Source organism: Xenorhabdus eapokensis (assembly GCF_001908105.1).
The window spans coordinates 36,220-59,691 of record NZ_MKGQ01000008.1; the positions used below are offsets into that span (position 1 = coordinate 36,220).

At 41.0% G+C, this 23,472-nt stretch carries 22 protein-coding genes; 4 read left to right on the forward strand and 18 right to left on the reverse strand.

What is annotated here, in order from left to right; all coding sequences use genetic code 11:
* Positions 1-122 precede the first annotated feature (122 nt).
* Complete coding sequence (gene yihI, locus Xedl_RS07785; protein ID WP_074023257.1) at positions 123-671, reverse strand: Der GTPase-activating protein YihI; 549 nt, start codon at positions 669-671, stop codon at positions 123-125.
* A 149-nt stretch (positions 672-820) separates the two neighbouring features.
* Between yihI and Xedl_RS07790 the strand changes: the two genes are divergently transcribed.
* Positions 821-2,290: a glycosyltransferase family 39 protein gene (locus Xedl_RS07790; RefSeq protein ID WP_074023258.1), complete on the forward strand. Its 1,470-nt coding sequence runs from the start codon at positions 821-823 to the stop codon at positions 2,288-2,290.
* 73 nt (positions 2,291-2,363) lie between these two features.
* Here Xedl_RS07790 and Xedl_RS07795 read toward each other — a convergent pair whose 3' ends face one another.
* Entirely contained in the window at positions 2,364-3,701 is a 1,338-nt protein-coding gene (locus tag Xedl_RS07795; protein WP_074023259.1) for an NCS2 family permease, read from the reverse strand.
* 474 nt (positions 3,702-4,175) lie between these two features.
* Between Xedl_RS07795 and Xedl_RS07800 the strand changes: the two genes are divergently transcribed.
* Together Xedl_RS07800 and Xedl_RS07805 are read left to right on the forward strand one after the other, a co-directional pair.
* Positions 4,176-4,625 (forward strand): VapA/VapB family virulence-associated protein, encoded by a 450-nt coding sequence (locus Xedl_RS07800; RefSeq protein WP_074023260.1) that lies wholly within the window; start codon positions 4,176-4,178, stop codon positions 4,623-4,625.
* Positions 4,626-4,782: 157 nt separating this feature from the next.
* Positions 4,783-4,980, forward strand: coding sequence for a hypothetical protein (locus tag Xedl_RS07805; RefSeq protein ID WP_074023261.1), 198 nt, complete (start codon positions 4,783-4,785; stop codon positions 4,978-4,980).
* 96 nt (positions 4,981-5,076) lie between these two features.
* Here the strand turns inward: Xedl_RS07805 and Xedl_RS07810 are convergent, their stop codons facing one another.
* The 11 genes from Xedl_RS07810 to greB form a co-directional block, all read right to left on the reverse strand.
* A complete protein-coding gene (locus tag Xedl_RS07810) occupies positions 5,077-5,790 on the reverse strand; it encodes an amino acid ABC transporter permease (protein ID WP_074023262.1) in 714 nt (237 codons plus the stop codon).
* Position 5,791: 1 nt separating this feature from the next.
* Complete coding sequence (locus Xedl_RS07815) at positions 5,792-6,529, reverse strand: amino acid ABC transporter permease (protein WP_074023263.1); 738 nt, start codon at positions 6,527-6,529, stop codon at positions 5,792-5,794.
* A 100-nt stretch (positions 6,530-6,629) separates the two neighbouring features.
* Positions 6,630-7,478: an ABC transporter substrate-binding protein gene (locus Xedl_RS07820; protein WP_074023264.1), complete on the reverse strand. Its 849-nt coding sequence runs from the start codon at positions 7,476-7,478 to the stop codon at positions 6,630-6,632.
* A gap of 110 nt (positions 7,479-7,588) precedes the next feature.
* The gene (phoU, locus tag Xedl_RS07825) at positions 7,589-8,305 is read right to left on the reverse strand and encodes a phosphate signaling complex protein PhoU (protein ID WP_074023265.1); all 717 of its coding nucleotides are present in this window, start codon (positions 8,303-8,305) and stop codon (positions 7,589-7,591) included.
* Between the two features lie 35 nt (positions 8,306-8,340).
* Positions 8,341-9,150 carry a phosphate ABC transporter ATP-binding protein PstB gene (pstB, locus tag Xedl_RS07830; protein ID WP_074023266.1) on the reverse strand — a complete coding sequence of 270 codons (810 nt, stop codon included), beginning with the start codon at positions 9,148-9,150 and terminating at the stop codon, positions 8,341-8,343.
* A gap of 49 nt (positions 9,151-9,199) precedes the next feature.
* Positions 9,200-10,108 (reverse strand): phosphate ABC transporter permease PstA, encoded by a 909-nt coding sequence (gene pstA, locus Xedl_RS07835; RefSeq protein ID WP_074023267.1) that lies wholly within the window; start codon positions 10,106-10,108, stop codon positions 9,200-9,202.
* Between the two features lies 1 nt (position 10,109).
* Positions 10,110-11,069, reverse strand: coding sequence for a phosphate ABC transporter permease PstC (pstC, locus tag Xedl_RS07840; protein ID WP_074023351.1), 960 nt, complete (start codon positions 11,067-11,069; stop codon positions 10,110-10,112).
* Between the two features lie 34 nt (positions 11,070-11,103).
* Positions 11,104-12,126: a phosphate ABC transporter substrate-binding protein PstS gene (pstS, locus tag Xedl_RS07845; RefSeq protein ID WP_074023268.1), complete on the reverse strand. Its 1,023-nt coding sequence runs from the start codon at positions 12,124-12,126 to the stop codon at positions 11,104-11,106.
* 202 nt (positions 12,127-12,328) lie between these two features.
* A complete protein-coding gene (locus tag Xedl_RS07850; protein WP_143187408.1) occupies positions 12,329-13,354 on the reverse strand; it encodes an ATP-binding protein in 1,026 nt (341 codons plus the stop codon).
* On the reverse strand, positions 13,351-14,070 hold the full coding sequence (ompR, locus tag Xedl_RS07855; protein WP_074023269.1) for an osmolarity response regulator transcription factor OmpR: 720 nt from the start codon (positions 14,068-14,070) through the stop codon (positions 13,351-13,353). Before ompR ends, Xedl_RS07850 begins: the two co-directional genes overlap by 4 nt.
* 117 nt (positions 14,071-14,187) lie before the next feature.
* Positions 14,188-14,670 (reverse strand): transcription elongation factor GreB, encoded by a 483-nt coding sequence (gene greB, locus Xedl_RS07860; protein ID WP_074023270.1) that lies wholly within the window; start codon positions 14,668-14,670, stop codon positions 14,188-14,190.
* 275 nt (positions 14,671-14,945) lie between these two features.
* Here greB and Xedl_RS07865 point away from each other — a divergent pair, with 275 nt between their 5' ends.
* Positions 14,946-17,282, forward strand: coding sequence for a Tex family protein (locus Xedl_RS07865; RefSeq protein WP_074023271.1), 2,337 nt, complete (start codon positions 14,946-14,948; stop codon positions 17,280-17,282).
* Between the two features lie 96 nt (positions 17,283-17,378).
* On the opposite strand, the gene Xedl_RS07870 is transcribed toward Xedl_RS07865, so the two are convergent.
* Genes Xedl_RS07870 through Xedl_RS07890 form a run of 5 tightly spaced genes read right to left on the reverse strand, consistent with a single transcriptional unit; the run spans position 17,379 to position 23,027 of the window.
* Positions 17,379-18,479, reverse strand: a complete 1,101-nt coding sequence (locus Xedl_RS07870; RefSeq protein ID WP_158024352.1) for an aminotransferase class V-fold PLP-dependent enzyme — start codon at positions 18,477-18,479, stop codon at positions 17,379-17,381.
* A 13-nt stretch (positions 18,480-18,492) separates the two neighbouring features.
* Positions 18,493-19,713, reverse strand: a complete 1,221-nt coding sequence (locus Xedl_RS07875) for an MFS transporter (RefSeq protein WP_074023272.1) — start codon at positions 19,711-19,713, stop codon at positions 18,493-18,495.
* Positions 19,706-20,962, reverse strand: coding sequence for an ATP-grasp domain-containing protein (locus Xedl_RS07880; protein WP_074023273.1), 1,257 nt, complete (start codon positions 20,960-20,962; stop codon positions 19,706-19,708). Before Xedl_RS07880 ends, Xedl_RS07875 begins: the two co-directional genes overlap by 8 nt.
* Before the next feature lie 19 nt (positions 20,963-20,981).
* Positions 20,982-21,953 carry a proline dehydrogenase family protein gene (locus Xedl_RS07885; RefSeq protein ID WP_074023274.1) on the reverse strand — a complete coding sequence of 324 codons (972 nt, stop codon included), beginning with the start codon at positions 21,951-21,953 and terminating at the stop codon, positions 20,982-20,984.
* A gap of 24 nt (positions 21,954-21,977) precedes the next feature.
* Positions 21,978-23,027: a fatty acid desaturase family protein gene (locus tag Xedl_RS07890; protein WP_074023275.1), complete on the reverse strand. Its 1,050-nt coding sequence runs from the start codon at positions 23,025-23,027 to the stop codon at positions 21,978-21,980.
* Between the last annotated feature and the right edge of the window lie 445 nt (positions 23,028-23,472).

Below are 23,472 nucleotides of genomic sequence, written 5' to 3' on the forward strand. Positions count from 1 at the left end.
AGTTTACCCAATAACCACAAAAAATAACACACTGATACTATGGTTATTAATACCGTGGTTATTAATATCGTGGTTATCAGAATGAACCCGCCTTTTACGATCACAATTCATTGATGAAGGCGTTACTTACCCTTCAACAATTGCATGATATCTTCCTGTGATTCTTCTTCGCTATTTTCTTCATCCAGTTCGATGCCCAACTCTTCCATCAGGGTATCAATGCGATCGAGCGTATTGTCGACATAAGCATGGTCTTCCTGGGACAGTTTTTCACCCTGCTCAAGACGTGCCAACAAGTCATCCAATCGTTCATCATTTTCCAGCATTTTCAGCTCTTCCTGTGGTGACAGGCGCGGTTTTTGTTGCTCTATAGTCGGTTTAACGGCTGGTTTCACCGTCAGTGCTTTTTCACTTGCGGCTTTCCCATCAACCAACAGAGGAACCGGAACTTTACTGCCGATACGTGGATCTTTTTCCTGTTTGACTACTGAACGCTTTTTATTACTGCCATTATCGCTCTGACGGCTACCGGTCGGATTACCATTACCACGGCGTTTTTTCTGGCGCTTACGCTCGCGCCCTTCTGCATCCAGCTCTGCGCGACTTTTTCTTTTTTGCTTTTGCTGACCAGCGGAAAACTTCGCTGGTGATTTTTTCTTTAACGGGCTCATAGCTTGTGACTCAACTCATTTTTATCAAGATATTTTCGGCGGAATCTAACAGAAACTCCCATTAACATCCAATGCCATTCACCTATAGTTTAAATTTCGTCTAGTATTCTAAGTAATTTTAACTCAAATAATATGATCATCTGATTACCATGCGTTTTTTTGATACTCCTTCTTATCGCATACCATTGTATCTTTGGGTCACTGGTTATGCCGTTTTGTGGATAATAGCAAGCTACTCTCTCGATCCCACCGTTCCTTATGATGCCGTAGAAGCATTAAACTGGGGCATTAATGGGGAATGGGGTTCGCCCAAAAATCCATGGCTAGTGGGAGCCATCATGCTACCCGCTATTTCTATCAGCGATATTTCTCTCAGTTTTTATTGGTATTTCAGCCACTTTGTCGCCATTGCCATCGGTATGCTTGGGGTTTGGCAACTGGCTTTCCGACTGACAGGTAAAGTTATGCTCGCATGGCTTGCCATGCTGACTCTGAATCTATCCGGTATCATCAATTTTGATATCATTCCTTATAATGATAATTATCTTTTGGTTATGCTCTGGCCGTGGTCATTGCTGTTTTTCCTGCGTGCCATTGACGATCACCCCAAATGGTGGCTGGCATTCGCCCTCACCACCGGTCTGGCAACGATGGCAAAGTATTCTTCACTTGCTATAGTCGGCTCGGTCTTTTTGCTCTCCCTGTTCGTACCTAAAATACGCCGTAACTATCGGGAGCCACTATTTTATCTCGCCATTGTCATCTGGCTCCTGCTGGTACTGCCGAACGTTTGGTGGTTGGTGCATAACGACTTTGTTGCCTTTAAATGGGTAGATTCCCAAATTCAGAAAGGATTTAACCTACATACCACACGGGCTATGCTTTCCGTGTTCTACCCGTTAATTATCGTCAGCGTTATTATTTATCTGCTGGGTGGCCGGATTGGCTGGCCTAAGCAGCAATCCAATGCGCTGGCTAATATCGTGATCCTGCTGCCTCTGCTGATTATTTACGGCTGGTTCTCCTTCAATCAGGGCGGGCGGATGACCGAATGGGTGCAACCTTTTATGGTTGTTTCGACGGCATTGTTGGTGGGATCGGTCACAGTATTCCCCAACAAACCTTTGCGAGGCACATTACGGGGATTGACTGTGTTTGGTGTATTGGTGTTGATCGGTTACGTCGGTGTAATGATGGCAAATGCCCGTGATGCAGGGCAAAAATTTGTTGGCATAAAAACCCTTGCCAACCAACTTGATCAACGTTGGAACGAACTGTATCCAACACCATTGCATTATGTGGGTGGAGCATATCTGCATCAATGGCTGACATTTTATAGCTATTATCACCCTGAAACGATACAACCCTGGGAATTAGATAATGGTGTGCCACCGAATATCTATAACCGCCATATCAAAGAGGATAATATTGTGAAATACGGTGCCTTGCTAGTAGGAGAGCGAGGAAAGAGCTGTGCAGAGGAAGATTTCCAACATACACTGGCACAATGGCCATCATTGGTGCTCAGTCACAAAGAAGAGTTCGCCTTCCAGGCTCAACCAAGTGCTAAGGTAGATACTGTTTGCATTGGCTTTATTGCACCTAAAAATATTCAATAAAATACCCCATTAAATAAGCAAGCCTGACATAACCTGCTGTCAGGCCTGCTCTTACTCACTGTTTCAATCGTGCTCAATGGGCATCCACAAACACCATTTTTAATACAAACAATAGCGTCACGACAAGAACACATGGGCTAATTTCACGCCATTTGCCAGTGCCCAATTTCATAGCACAGTAGGCGATAAACCCCAGAGCAATACCTTCGGTAATGGAGAAGCTAAATGGCATCATCACTGCGGTAATAAAAGCAGGGACGGATTCAGTCAGATCGTTCCATTTCACCCTTGTCAGGCTAGAGGTCATCAAAACGCCCACATAGACCAAAGCTCCCGCTGTAGCATAAGCAGGCACCATGCTTGCCAGTGGAGAGATAAACATGACCAACAGGAATAAAATACCCACAACAATTGCTGTCAAACCCGTCCGGCCACCAACAGAAACGCCCGAAGAACTTTCAATATAGGCGGTAACCGAAGACGTTCCAATGTAAGAACCCGCCACCGAACTGATACTATCCACATACAAGGCTTGTTTCATGCGTGGGAATTTGCCACTACTGTCAGCAATACCCGCTTTATCCGTCACGCCAATCAATGTGCCGGAAGAATCAAACAAGTTCACCAACATAAATGAGAAAATAACGCCAGCCAAAGCAATATCCAGAGCACCTTTTACATCAACGTTACCCACTACGCTCATCACACTGGGCGGCAGATCAAAAATACCGTGATATTCCACATATCCCATCATCAAACCGATGCCCGTTGTCACGATAATTGAAACCAACACCGCCGCATGGAAATTACGTGCCGCTAAAATAGCAATAATGAAAAAACCCAATGTCCCCAACAAGACATTGTGAGAAGCAAAATTGCCAATTGAAACAATCGTGTCAGGATTAGGCACGATAATGCCTGCATTTTTCAGCCCCATCATGGCAATGAAAAGACCGATACCACTGGTAATACCCACACGCAGGCTCAATGGAATATTGGCGATCATCCAATAACGGACACGAAAGAGAGTCAATATAAACAACCCCACCGCCCCCCAGAAAATTGCCCCCATCGCAACTTGCCACGAAAGCCCCATCGCACCGACCACAACAAAGGCAAAAAACGCATTTAGTCCCATTGCAGGTGCAACGGCAACAGGCAGATTCGCCAACAATCCCATCAGAATGCTGCCAACTGCGGCGATTAAACAGGTTGTAACAAATACCGCTTTAATATCCATGCCTGCAACCGCCAGAATTTGCGGGTTAACAAAGACGATATAAACCATCGTTAGAAAAGTCGTCAGCCCGGCAATTATTTCAGTACGAACTGTTGTGCCATGTTCCCTTAATTTAAACACGCGCTGAAACAAGCTCTGACGATTAGCAGAGCCAGAATTTATTGTGCTCATATAATATTGTTTCCCCAAAAAAAAGCGAAGTTTTCGACCTATCCTACAGGAAACCCATCTAAATCGTTATCCTGAAACGACAAAAAGAAAACGTTTGCGACAAGTGTAATCAATAAGTTACATAACATTATGATTGTTAGGGAAATTTAGGGTGATAAAGCAGCAAGAATGTTCCGTCTGATATGAGCATATACTTTTATTATTATTCTTCTTAAAAACGTTATAAATATAACCAAATAATATTTGGTGTATTCTTCATAAGCTATCATACTATAAATAATAACGTCATTTTATTATATCATAATAAACAGTTTCATCTTAACACAATAATAGGCGGAATTGTTATTCCATCGCCCTATGAATCCTCATACAGAAATATCCATTGTTATTATTATTTAAGTAAAATAATAAGATTCATACATTTTAGATATTATTTTTTCTCTATATTCAATAAATTATAAAAGAGGTAATATTATGAACGAATTAGAAAAAAATGAAATTAAACTAAAAGTTATTGAAAATTTTAAACAAACTATGCAGGGGAAGCTAGACTCCAAACTTATTGATGAAGCGACAAAAAGAATGGCTTCTTCAGGACTAGATGCATATTCAGCGGGAGGTCAAGTAGAAAGCCTCGTTTTTTATCTGAGGTTTTCCCTGCTCTTGGATTTTGCTGGTAACAAAGTTTTTCACGGGCAGGCAGGAGGGTTTACGACTCCTGGCATTGCAGCTATACAAGGATTTATTTTTACAGACGATTTAGATGCACTTTGTTCTAATACGGTAAGTTTCTCGTTTCAGTCAACGCCCGTGAGCTTTGGTTTGCAATTCTTTGATTCAAATAGCTATTTGCTTGGTTCCTTCGGCGGTCTCGCAATTTCCCTTATAGTAGGCGCAGGTGGTGGATCGGGTTCATGGAGTTAATTATTTTTTATAATAAATAATTTCAGCCGGAGTACAATGATTAACAGAATACTACGCCCTTGCTGGGTAATATTTTACACAGCAAGGGTTATTGTTATGAATTAATTAACATTAAACTGAATTAAAATTATGCTTTTTAGCTTTTGCTCTGAATTTTATGAAAGATGCAGCGGCTATTGCCGAGGCGAGATTTGTGGCAACGACTGAACACACCAGATCCTATGATTGTTTGCTTGCCTTGGAAGATACAACCTCACTGGAGTTTACTCATCGGGCAGTTCGGGAGGAAATGGGATACCCCATTATCAACCCGTTGATGATGGGATATTTACTGTCCAAGTCTCTTGAGCTATAAAATATGATCAAGAGACAGGCCTCGCAGCAGGGAATGAATGCAATAACGAAAATATTTGTCAGATATTAATTTTGAGGAACCACGGTCAACGTTTTTTTACGCCAAAACCCGAAGATGGCGGTTCTTTTTACGCCTCACTGAGAAACGACGGGCAATGTAATTAGCCACTAACTCCAGTGATAAACACATCACAAAATACACCAGCGCAACGAATAAAAAGACTTCCATCGGATAGACCATACTGCGGTTATTCACTTGGGTCGCCAAAAATGACAATTCCGCGACGCCAACGATATAAGCCAATGAGGTATCCTTGATTAACGCAATCCACTGATTGATAAATGAAGGCACCATCATGCGCAATGCCTGCGGCAAAACGATATGCCACAACACTTCCCAACGATTGAAACCCAGCGATAACCCTGCCCGCCATTGACCATCACCAATCGCTAAAATTCCCGCTTTGACGCCATGTGCTAAATAAGCCGAAGTAATCAATGCCAGTGCACAAACAACGGTCGTAATTTCAGGGATCTCCATTCCCAATACGACAGGTAACAAGAAATACGTCCAGAAAATCAGCATAATGACTGGAATGGCGCGGAAGAAACCCAGCACTGCCGCCAATAAGTTGGCCCAAAAGCCACGCAGCATCGCCAGTGCAACGCCACCCAGAATACCCAATACGATGGAGATCGTCCCCGCTATGATACTGATTACCAGCGTCAATGCCGCCCCTTCCAGTGGCCCATCGGGAAAGGTTCCCAAGAGCAAATAACGCCAGTTTTCTGCAATAACCGTAAAGTCCATATCAATACCCTCTCATCAATGTTCTCTGTTGGCGCCATTGTCCCCAACCTTCCATCATGGCAATAATGGCGATGTAGAGTACGGTCGCCACACCAAATGCCTCAAAGGTTTGTAAGGATTGAGTTTCCACCTGACGAGAAGCATAGGAGAGTTCTGCCACACCAATCGCCATAGTTAATGATGAATTTTTGACAATATTCATGTATTGCCCCAATAAAGGTGGCATGGCTATTTTCAGTGCCTGTGGCAACACAACGTGACGCATGGCCTGCCAACCCGTTAAACCCAATGCATGGGCAGCATATTTCTGCCCGCGTCCGACTCCCTGAATGCCCGCACGTAATTCTTCCGCAACAAACGGGGCTGAGTAGAGAGTTAATCCGATAAATCCTGCCAGAAATTCAAAAGACGGCCATTCCAGTGTCAGACCGAAAATCATTGTGTCATGGGGCGTGTTCAGCCATATCATCGCCGCTTGTGGCAAAATTTGCCCGGATGCGAAGTACCAGAAAAACAGTTGTACCAACAGAGGCGTGTTACGAAATACTGTCGTGTAAGCCGTAATCAACCAGCACAGCGGCTTGATTTGGCTATCCCGTACCGCCGCAATCACAAAACCCAATAAAGTGGAGGAGGTAATAACACAGGCAGAAAGCCACAAGGTGATCAGAAATCCCTGCCAAAGCCATTGCAGATATTCAGGAGCCAGTAAGTGCTCGGTAATAAATTGCTCAAACATCTCGTTCACCACATAAACAAACAGCAAAGCCCCGAAATAACGGGGCTAATCAATTTGTGTTTTAAAATAGAGGCACTAAACAGAAACGGCTAAACGAACATTACTGTTTTGCCTGATCCTCTAACGGCGCAAATTTAAAATCACCACGCGGTTGAGCGGATTTAGTGTCTGGGCCAAACCAGCGGTTATAGATTTTCTCTGCTTCACCCTCTTTTTCCAATTTCAGTAAGGTTTGGTTAACCGAATCAACCAATCGCGTTTCCCCTTTGGAAGCTGCGACTGCTTGATATTCACGAGTAATACTGAAAGGGGAAATTTCAAAATCGGCTTTCTGGGCTTCTGGTACGTTTGCCAGCAAACCAACCAGTTTCGCATCATCCTGCGTGATCGCCTGAACATTACCATTTCTCAGAGCCGCAAATGCCAACGGTGTATCATCATAAGAGATCACTTTGGCTGTAGGATAACGCTCACGCAAGGTAATTTCCTGTACAGTGCCCTTGTCTGCACCAATACGCAGTTTGGCAATATCGTCCGGCTTGGTCAGAACACCTTTGCGGGCAATAAATTTCTGACCAGTCGCAAAATAAGGGATGGAAAAATCAACTTGTTTTGCGCGTTCGTCAGTGATCGTGAAGTTAGCAGCAATTAAGTCAATTTTCTTGGAAGAAAGCAGAGGGATGCGGTTTGCTGGATTCGTTGGACGCAGTTCCAGCTTTACCCCCAAATCATTGGCAATCGCATTGGCGATATCGACATCATAGCCTGCCAATTTTTTCGTTTGGGGATCGATAAAACCAAAGGGTGGGTTACTGTCAAATACCGCAATACGTACCGTGCCCGCTTTTTTAATGTCATCAAGTTTATCTGCTTTTGCCACCCCTGAAACCAATGCCAAGCTGGTCAGCAGAGCAGTAACCGCTACGCGAGAGTTGTTGCGAATCTTCATTGTATACCCCTGTTGGTTATTAATTTTTATATATCAACAAAAGCTATCAATTTCGATATAGCACATGAAATAATATAAAATACTATATTTATTCATTTTTGGAATAAAAACTATTCCTTTTGGGTCAGTAATTTTTCCAGATTATCACCACCAATATGGCGGAAATCCTGCCCTTTAACGTAATAGAAGATAAATTCACAAATATTCTGGCAACGGTCACCAATGCGCTCAATAGAGCGGGCACAGAAGAGAGCTGTCATAACATTTGGAATGGTTCTGGGATCTTCCATCATGTAGGTCATTAGCTGGCGGATAATACTTTCGTATTCCTGATCCACTTTTTTGTCTTCATGGTAGATGCGGATAGCTTCTTGCAGATCCATACGGGCAAAGGCATCCAACACATCATGCAACATTTGGATCGTATGACGCCCTAATGATTCCAGACTAACCAGCAAGGATTGTTGTTGATGTGAAAATCTTTCAAGCGCGGTCTGGCAAATCTTATCGGCAACATCGCCAATACGCTCCAGTTCAGCAATAGTCTTTGAAATAACCATGATCAGACGCAGGTCACTGGCCGTCGGTTGGCGTTTTGCAATGATGCGGACGCACGCTTCATCAATCGCCACTTCCAGCATATTAACCTTCTGGTCATCCTCAATCACTTGCCGTGCTAAGACTTCATCCTGGTTGTGCATCGCCAGAATCGCCTTACTGAGCTGTTCTTCCACCAGCCCGCCCATTGTCATCAATTCTGTACGAATATGTTCCAGTTCAGCCGTAAACTGACCGGAGATATGTTTGCTGAGATTCAAATTGTCCATACGATGCTATGCCCCATACCTTCTATGCCCCCGCATTAACCATAACGGCCAGTAATATAATCTTCGGTCTGTTTCATTTTCGGCGTGGTGAACAATCTATCGGTATCACTAAATTCAATCAGTTCACCAAGGTACATAAACGCCGTGGAATCCGAACAGCGAGCCGCCTGCTGCATATTGTGAGTGACGATCACTACGGTATATTCCGATTTCAGTTCACTGATCAACTCTTCAATGCGTCCTGTAGAGATGGGATCAAGTGCCGAACAGGGTTCATCCAGCAACAAAACTTCAGGACGAATAGCAATACCACGGGCAATACACAGACGTTGTTGTTGACCACCGGAAAGGCTATACCCACTCTGGTGCAATTTATCTTTGGTTTCATTCCACAATGCTGCTTTGGTCAACGCCCATTGGACTCGTTCATCCATCTCTGCTCTGGGCAGTTTTTCAAACAAGCGCACCCCGAAAGCAATATTGTCGTAAATGGACATCGGGAAGGGTGTTGGTTTTTGGAAGACCATCCCAACTTTGGCACGTAGCAAGGCAATATCTTGCTTATCTGTCAGGATATTGGTGCCATCCAGAATAATTTCACCTTCAGCGCGCTGATCACCGTACAATTCATACATTTTGTTGAAAGTACGTAGTAACGTGGACTTGCCACAGCCCGATGGTCCGATGAATGCCGTGACCTTATTTTTTGCGATATTCAGCGTAATATTTTTCAGTGCGTGAAACTTGCCGTAATAGAAATTCAGATCACGTACCTGAATTTTACTTACTGCGATTTTATTTACTGCCATGTTGTTGACTGAAATAACGTCATTCGCCTTATTCATCAATATTTATCTCTTTAATACCATCTGATTTTGTTCCTTTGAAAAAATATTAGTGCTTTTTCTGCGCAAACAGCGCACGCGCCACAATATTAATTAGCAGTACGCACAGGGTGATCAGCAATACCCCAGCCCATGCCAACTGCTGCCAGTCAGAGAATGGACTCATAGCAAACTTGAAAATAGTAACAGGCAAGTTTGCCATCGGCTGGCTGAGATCGGTGCTCCAGAACTGGTTAGAAAGCGAAGTGAACAACAACGGAGCCGTTTCGCCAGCGATACGGGCAATAGCCAGCAATACACCGGTAATAATGCCTGATATCGATGCCTTTAAAGTAATGGCTGAGATCATTTTCCATTTCGGTGTACCCAAGGCATAAGCGGCTTCACGCAAGTTATCCGGCACTAATTTCAGCATGTTTTCCGTCGTGCGAATAACGATGGGGATCTGCAACAGTGCTAACGCAATTACCCCTGCCCAACCCGAAAAGTGTTGCACCTTTGCCACCACAACCGTATAGACAAATAATCCGACGACAATCGAAGGTGCTGAAAGTAGGATGTCATTAATAAAGCGGATAATTTCTGCCAGCCATGAACGGCGACCATATTCCGCCAGATAAATCCCCGCCATAATCCCCAATGGCGTACCAAACACTGTCGCCCAGCAGATCAGCAAACCACTGCCAACGATGGCGTTTGCCAGCCCGCCACCCTCGGTATTGGGAGGTGGCGTCATTTCAGTAAATAACGCCAGCGACATTCCATCGATACCTTTAGTGACGGTAGAGATTAAAATCCAGCCCAGCCAGAATAAACCGAATGCCATCGTCATCATGGATAGCATCAGCGCCAGCCGATTTTTCTGGCGACGCCATGACTGCATACGGCGACGGCTTTTCATCTCCGCGTCGTTTACTGTATTGACTAAATGTGGAGGTTGCTTATTGATGGTTGTCATCTCAGCGCTGCCCCTCATTTTTTGCCAGACGCATAATCATTAATTTTGACAACGCCAATACGACAAAAGTGATGACAAACAAAATCAGTCCCAGTTCCATCAATGCGGCAGTATGCAAACCAGATTCAGCCTCAGCAAACTCATTTGCCAATGCAGAAGTAATACTGTTCCCTGGCATATACAGCGACCAACTATCAAGTTGGTAGGTATTACCGATAATAAAGGTGACCGCCATTGTTTCCCCCAATGCCCGACCAAGCCCTAACATTACACCACCAATCACACCATTCCGGGTATAAGGCAAGACGATATGCCAAATCACTTCCCATGTTGTACAACCGATACCATAAGCAGACTCTTTCATCATCACAGGGGTCTGTTCAAACACATCACGCATGACCGAAGCGATATAGGGGATAACCATGATGGCAAGAATGACCCCCGCAGCCAGAATGCCAATACCAAAGGCAGGACCAGAGAACAGCGCCCCCACGATGGGAACGCTGGAGAGCACGTCACCAACGGGTTGCTGGAAATAGGTGGCAAATAGTGGAGCAAAGACAAACAACCCCCACATGCCATAAACAATGCTGGGGATCGCCGCCAATAGCTCTATCGCCACACCTAACGGGCGTTTCAACCAGTTTGGGGACAACTCCGTCAGAAACAGGGCAATACCAAAACTTACGGGAACCGCAATGATCAGGGCAATCAATGACGTCATCAATGTGCCATAAATCGGTATCAATGCACCAAACAACCCTGCCGGTGCATCCCACTCTTTGCTCCATAAGAAAGCAAAACCAAATGTTTGTATACTCGGCCAGGAAGCAATGAGCAGCGAAATGATAATGCCTCCCAGCAGAAATAAAGTTAACAACGCCGCTAATCTGACCAGGGCGCTGAAGATAATGTCACCCTTTTTGCTCGGTGCTTTCAGCGCCATTTTACGTTCGGCCATACGCTTCATTCTCATTTTTGGTTATCTCCCCCTCTTAATAAAAGGAGAGATTGCTCTTCCATGCAGCACGTATCTGGCTGACCACTTCTTCCGGCAGGGTGGCATAATCCAACTCTTTCGCCTGTTTTTTGCCGTTGTTATAAGCCCAATCGAAGAATTTCAACACTTCGATACCTTTGGCGGTATTTGCCTGTTGTTTGTGGATGAGAATGAAGGTAGTAGAGGTAATTGGCCACGCATTATCGCCTTTCTGGTTTGTCAGATCCTGTGCAAAGCTGCTGTTCCAATCCGCACCTTTGGCTGCCGCACTAAAGTTTTCTTCGGCAGGCGCTAGCACGGCACCATCTGCGGAGACCAATCTGGTATAAGCAAGGTGATTCTGCTTCGCATAGGCATATTCGACATAGCCAATCGAACCCGGCAAACGCTGAACAAATGCAGCAATCCCATCATTGCCTTTACCACCCAATCCGGTAGGCCATTTGACGGTCGAGCCAGCGCCAACTTTTTGCTTCCAATCGCGGTTAACTTTGGACAGATAACTCGTGAAGACATAGGAAGTCCCTGATCCATCAGCGCGACGAACCACGGCAATATTCTGATCCGGCAGTTTGAGATCCGGATTCAACTTTGCAATTGCCGGATCATTCCATTTCTTGATATTACCCAGATAGATATCACCAAGGGTTTTACCATCCAAAATCAACTGACCAGATTTAATGCCAGAAATGTTCACTGCCAGCACAATCCCACCGATTACCGTTGGGAACTGGAACAAGCCATCAGTCGCCAATTTTTCATCAGAAAGCGGAGCATCAGATGCACCAAAATCAACGGTATTGGCAATAATCTGTTTTACACCACCAGAAGAGCCGATACCTTGATAATTGATTTTGTTACCTGTTTCTTTTTGGTAAGAATCTGCCCACTTGGTATATATCGGTGCAGGAAATGTCGCACCTGCCCCCGTCAAGCTGGCTGCCGCAAATGAAGACAGTGATGTCATGGCAAATACAGTCACCATGATGCTCGCCACAGTGGTACGCATTGATTTCATACAATCTCCTGTTGGGTCTTCTACTGAGATACGCGTCATTAATGAAAAACAAATGACAGGTATCACTGACAATCTGATTTTCAAGTAATAAAAAGATTCGATAAGGAAAATAGGTGAATTTAATGACAATAAAATGTAGGAATTATGACATTTTTATGACAGGGCATTTCAGGAATACCTTACGCTTCGTGCAATGATGTTTTCATATTGCACTCAACGGAATAGATACGCGAATGGATAGTCCCCCTTTTTCACTGCTCCCCACCTGAATATTTCCCCCGTGGGTTTCAATGATACGACGGATGATCGCCAGCCCCAGCCCCACGCCATTATTTATTTCATTTCTATTTCCCTGCGTAACCGTTCCCTGCGTAAAAGGCTGGAATAAAATAGTGGCTTCTTCTTTCGTCATTCCAGTACCGTTGTCCTCAACCTGAAACCAGCCAAATTTTTCTGTTGATCCACTACTGATGCGTATCCACCCATTGCCATAACGTCGGGCATTAGTAAACAAATTGATCAGTACCCGTTTGATGGAAAAGGGATGAGCTAAAATGAAAATCGAACTTGTCGTTAAGCAATTTTCAATATCTGTATCTCCCGTACAGCGCTGCTCTGCTGTAATCACCTCTTCAAGCACCCCATTCAATTCACAGCATGTCATCGGCATATCCTGCCCTGCCCGCTGATAATCAATGAATTGATCAATCATGACATTGCACTCTTCAATATCCTGATGGATAGATTCGGTCAGAAAATCATCTTTTTCTGCCATCATTTCCATCGCCAAACGAATACGGGTAAGTGGCGTGCGCAAATCATGGCTTACGCCAGCCATTAATACCGCCTGATCGCTTTCCTGTGATTGCAGCTCCATCGACAATCGGTTAAGCGCCCTAATCACAGAACGAGTAGCGGGCGTCCCCATTTCAGGCATTAATGAGCCTCTTCTGCCTTTTCCTATGTCGATAACAACTTTTTGCATCACCTTCAATGAATGTTTCTGGATAGCGGAATATCGCCAGAACATCATGAGCACGGACAATGCCACCACCAAGACACTGATAAAGAGATAGGGAAATATCGCGTTAAAAGGGAGCTCTTCTAGTACCACCAGTAGTAAGGTAACCAGAGAGCTGAACAGCAAGCTGCCCAGCACTGAGTACAGGACACGGAAAAACAAAGTACGCGGAGAAAGCCAAAACTTTTTCACACCGGACTTTTTCATGCCTTGTTTCCATCAGGAACAAAAACGTATCCCAGCCCCCAAACTGTCTGGATATAACGAGGATGGGCAGGATCTTCTTCAACCAGGCGCCGCAGGCGGGAAATCTGGACATCAATGGAACGCTCCATCGCACCATACTCTCGTCCGCGAGCCAAATTCATCAATTTATCCCGTGATAATGGCTCACGTGGGTAAGAAACCAATACCTTCAACACGGAAAATTCGCCACTGGTCAACGGTAATAATTCATCTTGATGAAACATTTCACGCGTTCCGAGATCAAGTTTAAATTTCCCAAACTTGATCACCGCATCATCTGACGTCGGCGCTCCCGGCAATTCATTAGCTCGTCGCCGCAGGACAGCCCGCATACGTGCTAACAATTCACGCGGGTTAAAAGGCTTGGCAAGATAATCATCAGCGCCAATTTCAAGCCCAACAATCCGATCAACTTCTTCCCCTTTCGCGGATACCATGATGATCGGAATCGAATTATGCTGGCTTCTCAGCCGTCGACAAATAGACAATCCATCTTCTCCAGGCAACATTAAATCCAGGATAATCAAATGGATGGATTCTCTGGTTAATAAACGATCCATCTGCTCTGCATTTGCTGCGCTACGCACTTGGAACCCCTGTTCAGATAAGTAACGTTCCAGTAGCACCCGCAAGCGCATATCATCATCAACAACAAGGATCTTATAACTCTCTTGCATGTTTCAGCTCCCAAGATGCTCCATTGCCCGCAACATCCATCACTTTCACAGAAAAACCATAACGCCAATAGAAACTTAACCGCATGTCTTTTAAGGCCGCTAAACAAGCCCTGTGACTTATACCAAAGGCTGGTAGCTAATTTCCAGTATCCAGTAAGTCACCACGCCATTTGGTGTCATCACCGTGACTTCATCATCAACCTGCTTACCCAATAATGCTCTCGCCACCGGAGAATCAATGGAAATCCACTTTCTGGCTGGATCAAATTCATCCGATCCTACCAAACGAAACATGTGCTCTTCTTCATTTTCGTTTTCAACTTTTACCCATGCCCCAAAAAAGACTTTCCCTTCTTGTCGCGGGTCAGGATCGACAATTTGCAGTACATCCAAACGCTTGGATAAAAAACGTACTCGGCGGTCAATTTCTCTTAACCTTTTTTTACCATAAATGTACTCTGCATTCTCTGAACGATCCCCCAATGCAGCCGCATCTGAAACAGCCTGAGTGACTTTGGGACGTTCAACTTTCCAGAGATATTTCAATTCCTGATCAAGCGTATGCCAACCCTCTCGGGTAATATAATTACTCTTGGCCATGAGAAAACTCACTTGAGAAAAGATGATTAATGGCGGAGTACTATATCTCATCAACTCTCATCAACCCAATCCCAACCTAGAAGATATTTGATGAATTCTGTTACAACATGACCAAAATATCGCGCTAAACTGGAAATTATTGCGCTCAGCACGTATAAATGGAGCCAGTTTGAACCATGCCGATACTGTTTCAGATGAAATTTGATCTTATCCGGCTCTGTCTGACGATGTCTCAGAATATCTACAGACCCTAAAGAAGTTGAAGAAAACAGACCATGAATGAATCTTTAAATCGAATCATTGCCGGTGAGCTACAGGCTCAACCACAGCAAATCCTAGCTGCCATCTCCCTGCTTGATGAGGGAAATACGGTTCCCTTTATCGCCCGTTACCGTAAAGAGGCCACCGGTGGTCTGGATGACACACAGCTCCGCCAACTTGAAAGCCGTCTCGGCTATCTGCGTGAACTGTCCAACCGCCGTCAGACTATCCTGAAATCGATTGAGGAACAGGGAAAACTAACCGTTGAGCTGGCAGAAGCGATTAACGCAACGCTGAACAAGACTGAGTTGGAAGATCTGTACCTACCTTATAAACCTAAACGCCGTACCCGTGGACAAACTGCCATCGAAGCCGGATTGGAGCCTTTGGCCGACCTGCTATGGCAAGATCCGCAGCAAGAGCCAGAACTGGCAGCGGCTGCCTATGTCAATGCTGACAAAGGCGTTGCTGATACCAAAGCCGCATTGGATGGTGCACGTTATATCCTGATGGAGCGTTTTGCCGAAGATGCAACCCTGCTGGCGAAGGTACGTGAATATTTATGGAAAAATGCCCATTTGGTCTCCAGGGTTGTCGAGGGTAAAGAGGAAGAAGGGGCTAAATTCAGCGATTATTTCGATCACCATGAAGCTATCGCCACTGTCCCTTCCCACCGTGCCCTTGCCATGTTCCGTGGACGCAATGAAGGCATCCTGCAACTTGCTTTGAATGCTGATCCACAATTTGAGGAAGCCCCAAAAGAGAGTCACTGCGAACAAATTATTACCGATCACTTGCAGTTGCGCCTGAACAATGCACCGGCTGACCATTGGCGCAAAGCCGTGGTGAGCTGGACATGGCGCATCAAGGTGCTGCTGCATCTGGAAACCGAACTGATGGGTACACTGCGTGAGAAGGCTGAAAATGAGGCTATCAACGTCTTCGCCCGTAACCTGAATGACCTGCTGATGGCAGCCCCAGCGGGTATGCGCTCAACAATGGGTCTGGACCCAGGTTTGCGTACCGGTGTAAAAGTTGCCGTTGTTGACGCGACGGGCAAACTGATTGCCACCGATACTATTTATCCGCACACCGGACAGGAAAACAAAGCGGCAGCAATCGTTGCAGCCCTGTGCACTAAACATCAGGTGGAACTGGTTGCCATTGGCAATGGCACCGCATCCCGTGAAACAGAACGCTTCTTTGCCAACGTTCAGAAACAGTATCCTGACGTCACAGCACAGAAGGTGGTGGTCAGCGAAGCGGGCGCCTCTGTCTATTCCGCGTCTGAATTGGCTGCACAAGAATTCCCTGATCTGGATGTTTCCCTGCGTGGTGCGGTTTCCATTGCCCGCCGCCTGCAAGATCCACTGGCTGAACTGGTGAAAATCGAACCCAAATCCATCGGTGTGGGTCAATACCAACATGATGTTAGCCAGACTCTGCTTGCCAAGAAACTGGATAACGTGGTTGAAGATTGCGTAAACAGCGTCGGCGTTGACCTGAATACCGCCTCTGTTGCCTTGCTGACTCGCGTTGCTGGCCTGACTCGCACCGTTGCCCAAAATATTGTTAACTGGCGCGACGAAAACGGTCGTTTCGGCAACCGTAACCAACTATTGAAAGTGACCCGTCTGGGGCCAAAAGCCTTCCTGCAATGTGCGGGCTTCCTGCGCATCAATCAGGGCGATAACCCGCTGGACGCTTCAACCGTTCACCCAGAAGCCTATCCAATCGTTGAGAAGATCCTGGCAACAACTCAGCAAACCTTGCCTGAACTGATGGGTAATCCGGCTAATTTGCGTAACCTGAGCGCACAGGAGTTCACGACCGAAAAATTTGGTATTCCGACCGTCACCGATATCCTGAAAGAGCTGGAAAAACCAGGTCGCGATCCACGTCCTGAATTCAAGACCGCCACATTTGCCGATGGGGTTGAAACCATGAACGACCTGCAAGTGGGTATGATCCTGGAAGGTACGGTCACTAACGTGACCAATTTTGGTGCATTCGTAGACATCGGTGTCCACCAGGATGGGCTGGTTCATATCTCCTCTCTATCCGACCGTTTTGTGGAAGATCCACACACCGTCGTCAAAACAGGTGATATCGTGAAAGTGAAGGTGATGGATGTTGACCTCAACCGCAAGCGTATTGCATTGACCATGCGTCTTGATGAGCAACCAGGTGAAACACAAGCACGCCGTAGCTCTCAGGGAGGTCACCGTCAGGATCGCAATAATCGTAACGGCAATGGCAGAAACCGCCCTATTTCACGTTCAGGTTCTGCACCTTTAGCTAATAGTGCTATGAGTGATGCATTGGCCGCTGCCTTTAATAAAAAACGTTAGTTGACTTAAAATGATTTCCTGAACTGGCTCAATTGAGTCAATTCAGGATCTTTAATTTTGTATTTATGCATCATATTAATAGGATTCGAAAACACCTTATATTTTTCTAATTGCATTTAACGCAATCTCAATATCATGAATTGATAAATTTTTATCAAAAGAAGCCCGCACAAATTTACTGTGTAATATATGAGGGGATAAAAACGGTGTATGTTGAGCAGTTCCTTCCCATAAGTTAATTCCTTGATCTCTTAATTTTTTTACTCCATCAGAAGCGGAACAATTTTTAAATTGAAAGGCTGCTATACCTTGTATATATGAATCAGGAAAAAGTATTTTAATACTTTTAATTTTCTTTAATTCCTCAAGAAAAAACACGAAATTTTCATTATTATAATCACTATCATTAATTCTTATTTTCAATGCATTATTGAAACCACAAATAGAAACAAGACTCCTTTCTGATCTTTCAAAACTCTTCGCTGTATTTACAGTCAAACATTTATTAAAATTATCTGTATAACCTACATGAAGATCAAAAAAATCGTAACTAAGTTTGCTTGATAATTTTTTTGAGACAAATGCAAACCCTACTCCTCTAGGACCACTAATAAATTTACGACTAGCACCAGTTAAAAGATCACATTGTATTTTTTTTACATCAATGGGTAATTGACCTATTGATTGGCATGCGTCAACTATATAAGCAATGTCTTTATTTTTTAATAGCTCACCAATTTCCTCTATGGGATTAATAATACCACAGCATGAAGGCATATGCGTAATACTTACAATTGAAACATTATCAGATAAATTATTTCTCATCCATTCCAAGTCAATAGTAAAATTTGAAATTGAGGGGATTCGTCGTAGTTTTAAATTATACTTATTGGATAAAAATGAGAAATATATTACATTAGCTGCATATTCTGAATCACTAATCCATATTTCCGATTTTTCTTTAACACGTAACATTCTAATAATACTAACCCATGCATCTGTTGCACTAGTAAACAATGCCACATTTTCTGGATCACAATTCATCAATTGTGCACAATTATTATAAACTTCACTATTTAAAATAGATTCATACTTCAACTCAGTTTCATAACTACCTATTTTGAATTCAGAAAATAAATAATTCTTCATAATTTCATGAGTTGAATCATGAATTATTCCAGAGCCGGCTGTATTCATGTGAACTCTCATATCAAGCATTATCCTTCCATAAAATTTTGTTCTTCTTTATTAAAATCAAAAAAACAGAAATAAACAATAAAAACATTCCAACAAATAACCAAGGTGAAATCATTTCATTTTCCATCATATAAAAAGCGATAGATGGTGTTATCATCACCCCTATATTCACACCAGCAGAATAAAAACCCAAATTTCTATCAACATTTTCACTAGAAGATATACCACTAATATAATGCGTTATAGCAGGAAATATTATCATCTCCCCCAAAGACCATAATAAAGTCGCTATTATTAGAAAAATAATACTATGGCTAGCAACCATTAATGCGAATCCTCCTGCTGCCAACAAAAGTCCCCAAATTAATGAAACCCTACTATTTATATCATTCATTCTTTTATTAATAGGAAGCTCAAACAAAATAACAAGAAACGCATTAACAAAGAAAATAACACCAACAAAATAACTTGGAAGTGATGTATAATTTATTATATATGCAGAAAGAAATGTCGGTGGAAGAGCATATGCAATATGTATAGGCAAAACAGAAGAAAGAATAAAAGCTAATCTTGGATAATGATATTTTTTATCTTCTATAATTTCACATTCCTTTTTTACACAATTATTTTCATTATCGCTATCAAGCTCTCTATTCAGAGCATTTTTAATATTCATAGAGAAAATATAAAAAGCAAGAGAGAACAAAGCAAAGACTGAATTAACTAAAAAAACAAATATAGGACTAATGGAAAATATAATACCACCAACAAAAGGACCAATAGCCATACCTATATTTATAGCAAGTCTATTACATGAAAAAGCAACTTTCCTTGTTAAATAATCTGAATTTGAAACAGTTTCAGAATATGAGGCTGGAGTAAAAGATTCATAACTAATCCCCCAAAGAAAAGAAAAGAAAATTATTGTATGATAAGAATCCAAGAACGGGATAAAAAATAATATAATAGATGTAAATAATAATGAAAAAACAATAATCTTACTGGAACCAAATTTTTTAATGAAATATCCTATAATAAGATCACAAAGTAACGCACCTGCACCAAAAACACCAACTAATACACCAGCTTGAATCGCATTTAATGATTTCTCCTGTATAAGATACGCTGCAAAAAATGGGAACCCCATAGTTCCCATTCTGAATGAAAGAGTTGCAAAAAATAATGATCTAAGCTTTACGTTCAATTCACGTATAGTTGCTATTGTATCAAACATTTAAATCATACACCCCATCTTTGATTGAATCAATTTTTTGATAATCTAATTCTATAGCAGTTATTTCATCAGAATAAACAAATATTCTTAGAGGACTTGATAAGAGATCAATAGTTGGTGTTATTTTCCTACCAACACCATATTTTACAACCAATTTAAAAACCGTATCCAATTCTTTAATTTCATTAACTATCCTTTCATTAATCTCTGTTATTACTCCATTAAGTTTAGTTGATGTATTTAGAACACATGCCTCTTTTAATTTTACATATGTTTTACCAGAAAAATTCTTCAAAAACCTATCAGGTGAACAATAAGAAATGTAAGTAATTCTTGCCTGATTGTTGCCTAAGACAATATCATGAAAATCAGGTTCCATATTTCCATTTAGACGGGCCCCTATTTCTACTAGAGCAGGCCCTCCATTAGTCAATATAACTTCTGCATGAGCTGGACCATTCATTATACCTAGTGCTGGTAAAACCTTATAGATATAATCAACAAGTAATTTTGCCTCATAAGTGCTTTCATCAATCAACACATCTCTATCATATATTTTCTTTCCTCCATAAACCATTTTTTTAACATATTTCCATATTCCACAAATATAAATATGGCCACCACAACTTACTGTATCAACTATATATTCGTCACCATCAAGAAAAGATTGAACCAATATCTCTTCATTATCAACACCAAATATATCTTTATTTTTCAAAACAACATCACAAGCATCAATAACATCCCTTTCATTAAAACAAATGGTAACACCATCAGTTGAAGCTGAACTTAATGGTTTTACTACACATGGATATCCATTTTTATTATTAACCCAATTAATAATATCACTCTTGTCTGATGACTTAATTTGATAAGCTGCTTTAATGTTATTTTCATGAAGTGTTTCAATCATATCATACTTATTTCTCCTAGAACTTGACAATCTAGTTCCATTTGAATTTTTTAAGTTAAGTGATTCACTTAATAAGTCAGCTAAAGTTACCCCTGGCTCCTGTCCAGCAATAACTGCAATTACTTCCTTTTCTTTCAACGAATTTATAATTTCATTTAAATTATAACCAGTATAAACTAAATTTAGCTCATATTCTGACAAATTAGGTCCCAACATTGATGGCATCAATTCAGGTGTACTTTGTACGTGTATGAGAGAGATCCCATTTTCTTTAAAAAAACGAGGTAAAAAATTACCACTAGAATAAACATCAACTAAGGCAACATATTCTTTCATTCATTTTTTCCACTTATTTCTAGTACTGGTGATTATATAAGTTATTGATCCTACCATTTAAATATATATCATTAAATGCCTGATAAATATTTTCAGGGGATTCTGCTAAACGATGCATAAAATGCAAATACCAATTGTAACCATAAACACATGCAATTCGTGGTTTAATGGTAAAAAAGTCTCTGGAGCTTTTTATCAACTCAGGCCTCACTCCATGAAGCATTTCATGTTCTCCTTTCTTATGTATACCTTCTCCTCTAATCATCTCTACCAGCTTTGGATCCTGAGTTGCATAAGCAAATATATTATTATTATTAGCTATATTTGTTAAAATTTCCAAGTATCTCTTATCAAGTTTGCTTCCCCTAGGGAGAGAGATCTTTCTAGATTCATCATAAACTCCCTTTACTAATCTAATTTTACATCCAGTTTTAAGAACATCTTTTATATCATCATCAGTTCTATTTAATTGTGCCTGTAATGTTATCCCTAAGTTACTAAACTTCTTCCTAAGTGCGAAGAAAATGTCAAGAATTATATCAGTCCACTTAGACCTTTCCATACTAATAATTATTGATATATCTTTTTTTATAGCTTTTTCACAAATTTTCTCACAATTTAAGATAGCAATTTCTTTTGAAATTCCTGAACCCAAATTAGATAAGTCAAATCCTAACTGAGGTTTACTCTCAATTCCATCTTCTATGCGGTCAATCAAATTAAGATATTCATTAACTATTGTATTTACTTCAGATATTGAGGAAGCTTCTTCTCCTGCAAATTCTACTCCCGTGTTATATCCTATATTTTCTAAATTTTTTAATCTTTCAAACAATTCAGAATAATTTCCTCCTACAATATATCTATTTGCTGCTGGCTTTAAAAAATCCTGAAAAACTTTTGATGAAATAAATAATTCTCTTAAAAAAGAGTCTGCTGCAAGACTCTTAAGTGCCTTGGTCGTCATTTCTTTTTTCTCAAAATCATTCATAAACAATCCCCTTTTTAATATAATTTATTGAACAGATAAAATATATTTTGCAAAACTGTTATTCACTTCACATTTTTTATTTAACCTTTTATATTCTCTATATTTTTTAGAATAACTAAGAAGTGTTTCTTCATTTTTGCTTTTACGTGTAAATATCCCCCCCCATAAACGATCCCACTTGGCGTAATTAGTATCCTTCATTAAAAGAACATGTGCTTTTTTCATATTCCAATGTGGAATACCTGGATGTAAATGATGAACCAAATGATAGTTATCATTATGTCTACCAAAAAAGAAATTTTCCCACCATGCTCCTTTACGATTTCTAGTTAACAATAGAGCTTCATCTTCAGATTCAGGCAATGGATAATGCTCGGAAAGCTCTACTATCCAACCTATTGCAACTGCAAATGTAAATAATGGCACTAACCAAAAAGCTAAAAAATACAATATAATATCAAAATATATACAAACTGATAAAATAACAATCCAATATAATATAAATGGAATTGATTCCTTTTCTCTTTTTTCGTTATTTTTTATCTTTATTCTATCTTTTATTATATATTGTATATATTTTAAAGTTCTGTACCCTGTTAGAGCTAATAGAATGTTTTTAATAAAAAATTCCTTTGAACTTTTATTTGCATCATACAATCCACATTGTATATGAAAATTATAATCTGGATCTTTATCTTTATCCCCTAAATAAACGTGATGATATTTAATATGCGAATAACTATAAGAATTATAAAGATGAAAGATTAAATAACCAGACAAGTAAGTTCCAGCTACATAATTCAATACCTTGTTTTTAGCTAATATATTGTGAGATGACTCATGCAATATATTAGATAATGCTCTTTGTGTCGAACCAATCACAAACAATGAAATAGGATAAAACCAATAACTGATACCAAGTGTTAGATATATTGATATGGCTATAAGAGAGTAATCCTTTAAGATAGCTAACAACCAGTGATAATTATCTTGTTTACATAAAGGTTTTAGTTCTCTAATTACATATTTTGATATTCTATATCTATTAGATATCTCTATGTTTTTTGAACTCATAATTCCTCCTTTGCTACTAAGTAAAAATCACACCATGATATTAATAATATATTTTCACTAATAAAAGCTTCACATAATTTTTACTAGCATATCTAATTCCGCGGCGAAATTAGATATATATTCATAACCACAAACATTTACTTCAAAGGCAAATTATAATTATCTACATTAAACAAAATTTCATTATTACACAAAGATATAATCACTCTTATAAAACTATAAATTCATATATAATATATGTGTAAATATTTAATTGTTAGTTTATAGTTTCACCACTAAATATTTTTTATAGTTTCATTAAACAGACACTAAGTTTATAGAGCAAAAAATAAAATAACAAATACACCACATAAACACAACAAGAATCATAAAAAATCAACATTCTAATTAAGTTTATTTTTTATCACGCTGCATAACGAATTTAGGTATAGTGTAAAAAGCATAC

Excerpts from the sequence above, each read along its gene's own strand:
- yihI (WP_074023257.1), bottom strand. The coding sequence starts at position 671 with ATGAGCCCGTTAAAGAAAAAATCACCAGCGAAGTTTTCCGCTGGTCAG.
- Xedl_RS07790 (WP_074023258.1), top strand. The coding sequence starts at position 821 with ATGCGTTTTTTTGATACTCCTTCTTATCGCATACCATTGTATCTTTGG.
- Xedl_RS07795 (WP_074023259.1), bottom strand. The coding sequence starts at position 3,701 with ATGAGCACAATAAATTCTGGCTCTGCTAATCGTCAGAGCTTGTTTCAG.
- Xedl_RS07800 (WP_074023260.1), top strand. The coding sequence starts at position 4,176 with ATGAACGAATTAGAAAAAAATGAAATTAAACTAAAAGTTATTGAAAAT.
- Xedl_RS07805 (WP_074023261.1), top strand. The coding sequence starts at position 4,783 with ATGAAAGATGCAGCGGCTATTGCCGAGGCGAGATTTGTGGCAACGACT.
- Xedl_RS07810 (WP_074023262.1), bottom strand. The coding sequence starts at position 5,790 with ATGGACTTTACGGTTATTGCAGAAAACTGGCGTTATTTGCTCTTGGGA.
- Xedl_RS07815 (WP_074023263.1), bottom strand. The coding sequence starts at position 6,529 with ATGTTTGAGCAATTTATTACCGAGCACTTACTGGCTCCTGAATATCTG.
- Xedl_RS07820 (WP_074023264.1), bottom strand. The coding sequence starts at position 7,478 with ATGAAGATTCGCAACAACTCTCGCGTAGCGGTTACTGCTCTGCTGACC.
- phoU (WP_074023265.1), bottom strand. The coding sequence starts at position 8,305 with ATGGACAATTTGAATCTCAGCAAACATATCTCCGGTCAGTTTACGGCT.
- pstB (WP_074023266.1), bottom strand. The coding sequence starts at position 9,150 with ATGAATAAGGCGAATGACGTTATTTCAGTCAACAACATGGCAGTAAAT.
- pstA (WP_074023267.1), bottom strand. The coding sequence starts at position 10,108 with ATGACAACCATCAATAAGCAACCTCCACATTTAGTCAATACAGTAAAC.
- pstC (WP_074023351.1), bottom strand. The coding sequence starts at position 11,069 with ATGGCCGAACGTAAAATGGCGCTGAAAGCACCGAGCAAAAAGGGTGAC.
- pstS (WP_074023268.1), bottom strand. The coding sequence starts at position 12,126 with ATGAAATCAATGCGTACCACTGTGGCGAGCATCATGGTGACTGTATTT.
- Xedl_RS07850 (WP_143187408.1), bottom strand. The coding sequence starts at position 13,354 with ATGAAAAAGTCCGGTGTGAAAAAGTTTTGGCTTTCTCCGCGTACTTTG.
- ompR (WP_074023269.1), bottom strand. The coding sequence starts at position 14,070 with ATGCAAGAGAGTTATAAGATCCTTGTTGTTGATGATGATATGCGCTTG.
- greB (WP_074023270.1), bottom strand. The coding sequence starts at position 14,670 with ATGGCCAAGAGTAATTATATTACCCGAGAGGGTTGGCATACGCTTGAT.
- Xedl_RS07865 (WP_074023271.1), top strand. The coding sequence starts at position 14,946 with ATGAATGAATCTTTAAATCGAATCATTGCCGGTGAGCTACAGGCTCAA.
- Xedl_RS07870 (WP_158024352.1), bottom strand. The coding sequence starts at position 18,479 with ATGAATACAGCCGGCTCTGGAATAATTCATGATTCAACTCATGAAATT.
- Xedl_RS07875 (WP_074023272.1), bottom strand. The coding sequence starts at position 19,713 with ATGTTTGATACAATAGCAACTATACGTGAATTGAACGTAAAGCTTAGA.
- Xedl_RS07880 (WP_074023273.1), bottom strand. The coding sequence starts at position 20,962 with ATGAAAGAATATGTTGCCTTAGTTGATGTTTATTCTAGTGGTAATTTT.
- Xedl_RS07885 (WP_074023274.1), bottom strand. The coding sequence starts at position 21,953 with ATGAATGATTTTGAGAAAAAAGAAATGACGACCAAGGCACTTAAGAGT.
- Xedl_RS07890 (WP_074023275.1), bottom strand. The coding sequence starts at position 23,027 with ATGAGTTCAAAAAACATAGAGATATCTAATAGATATAGAATATCAAAA.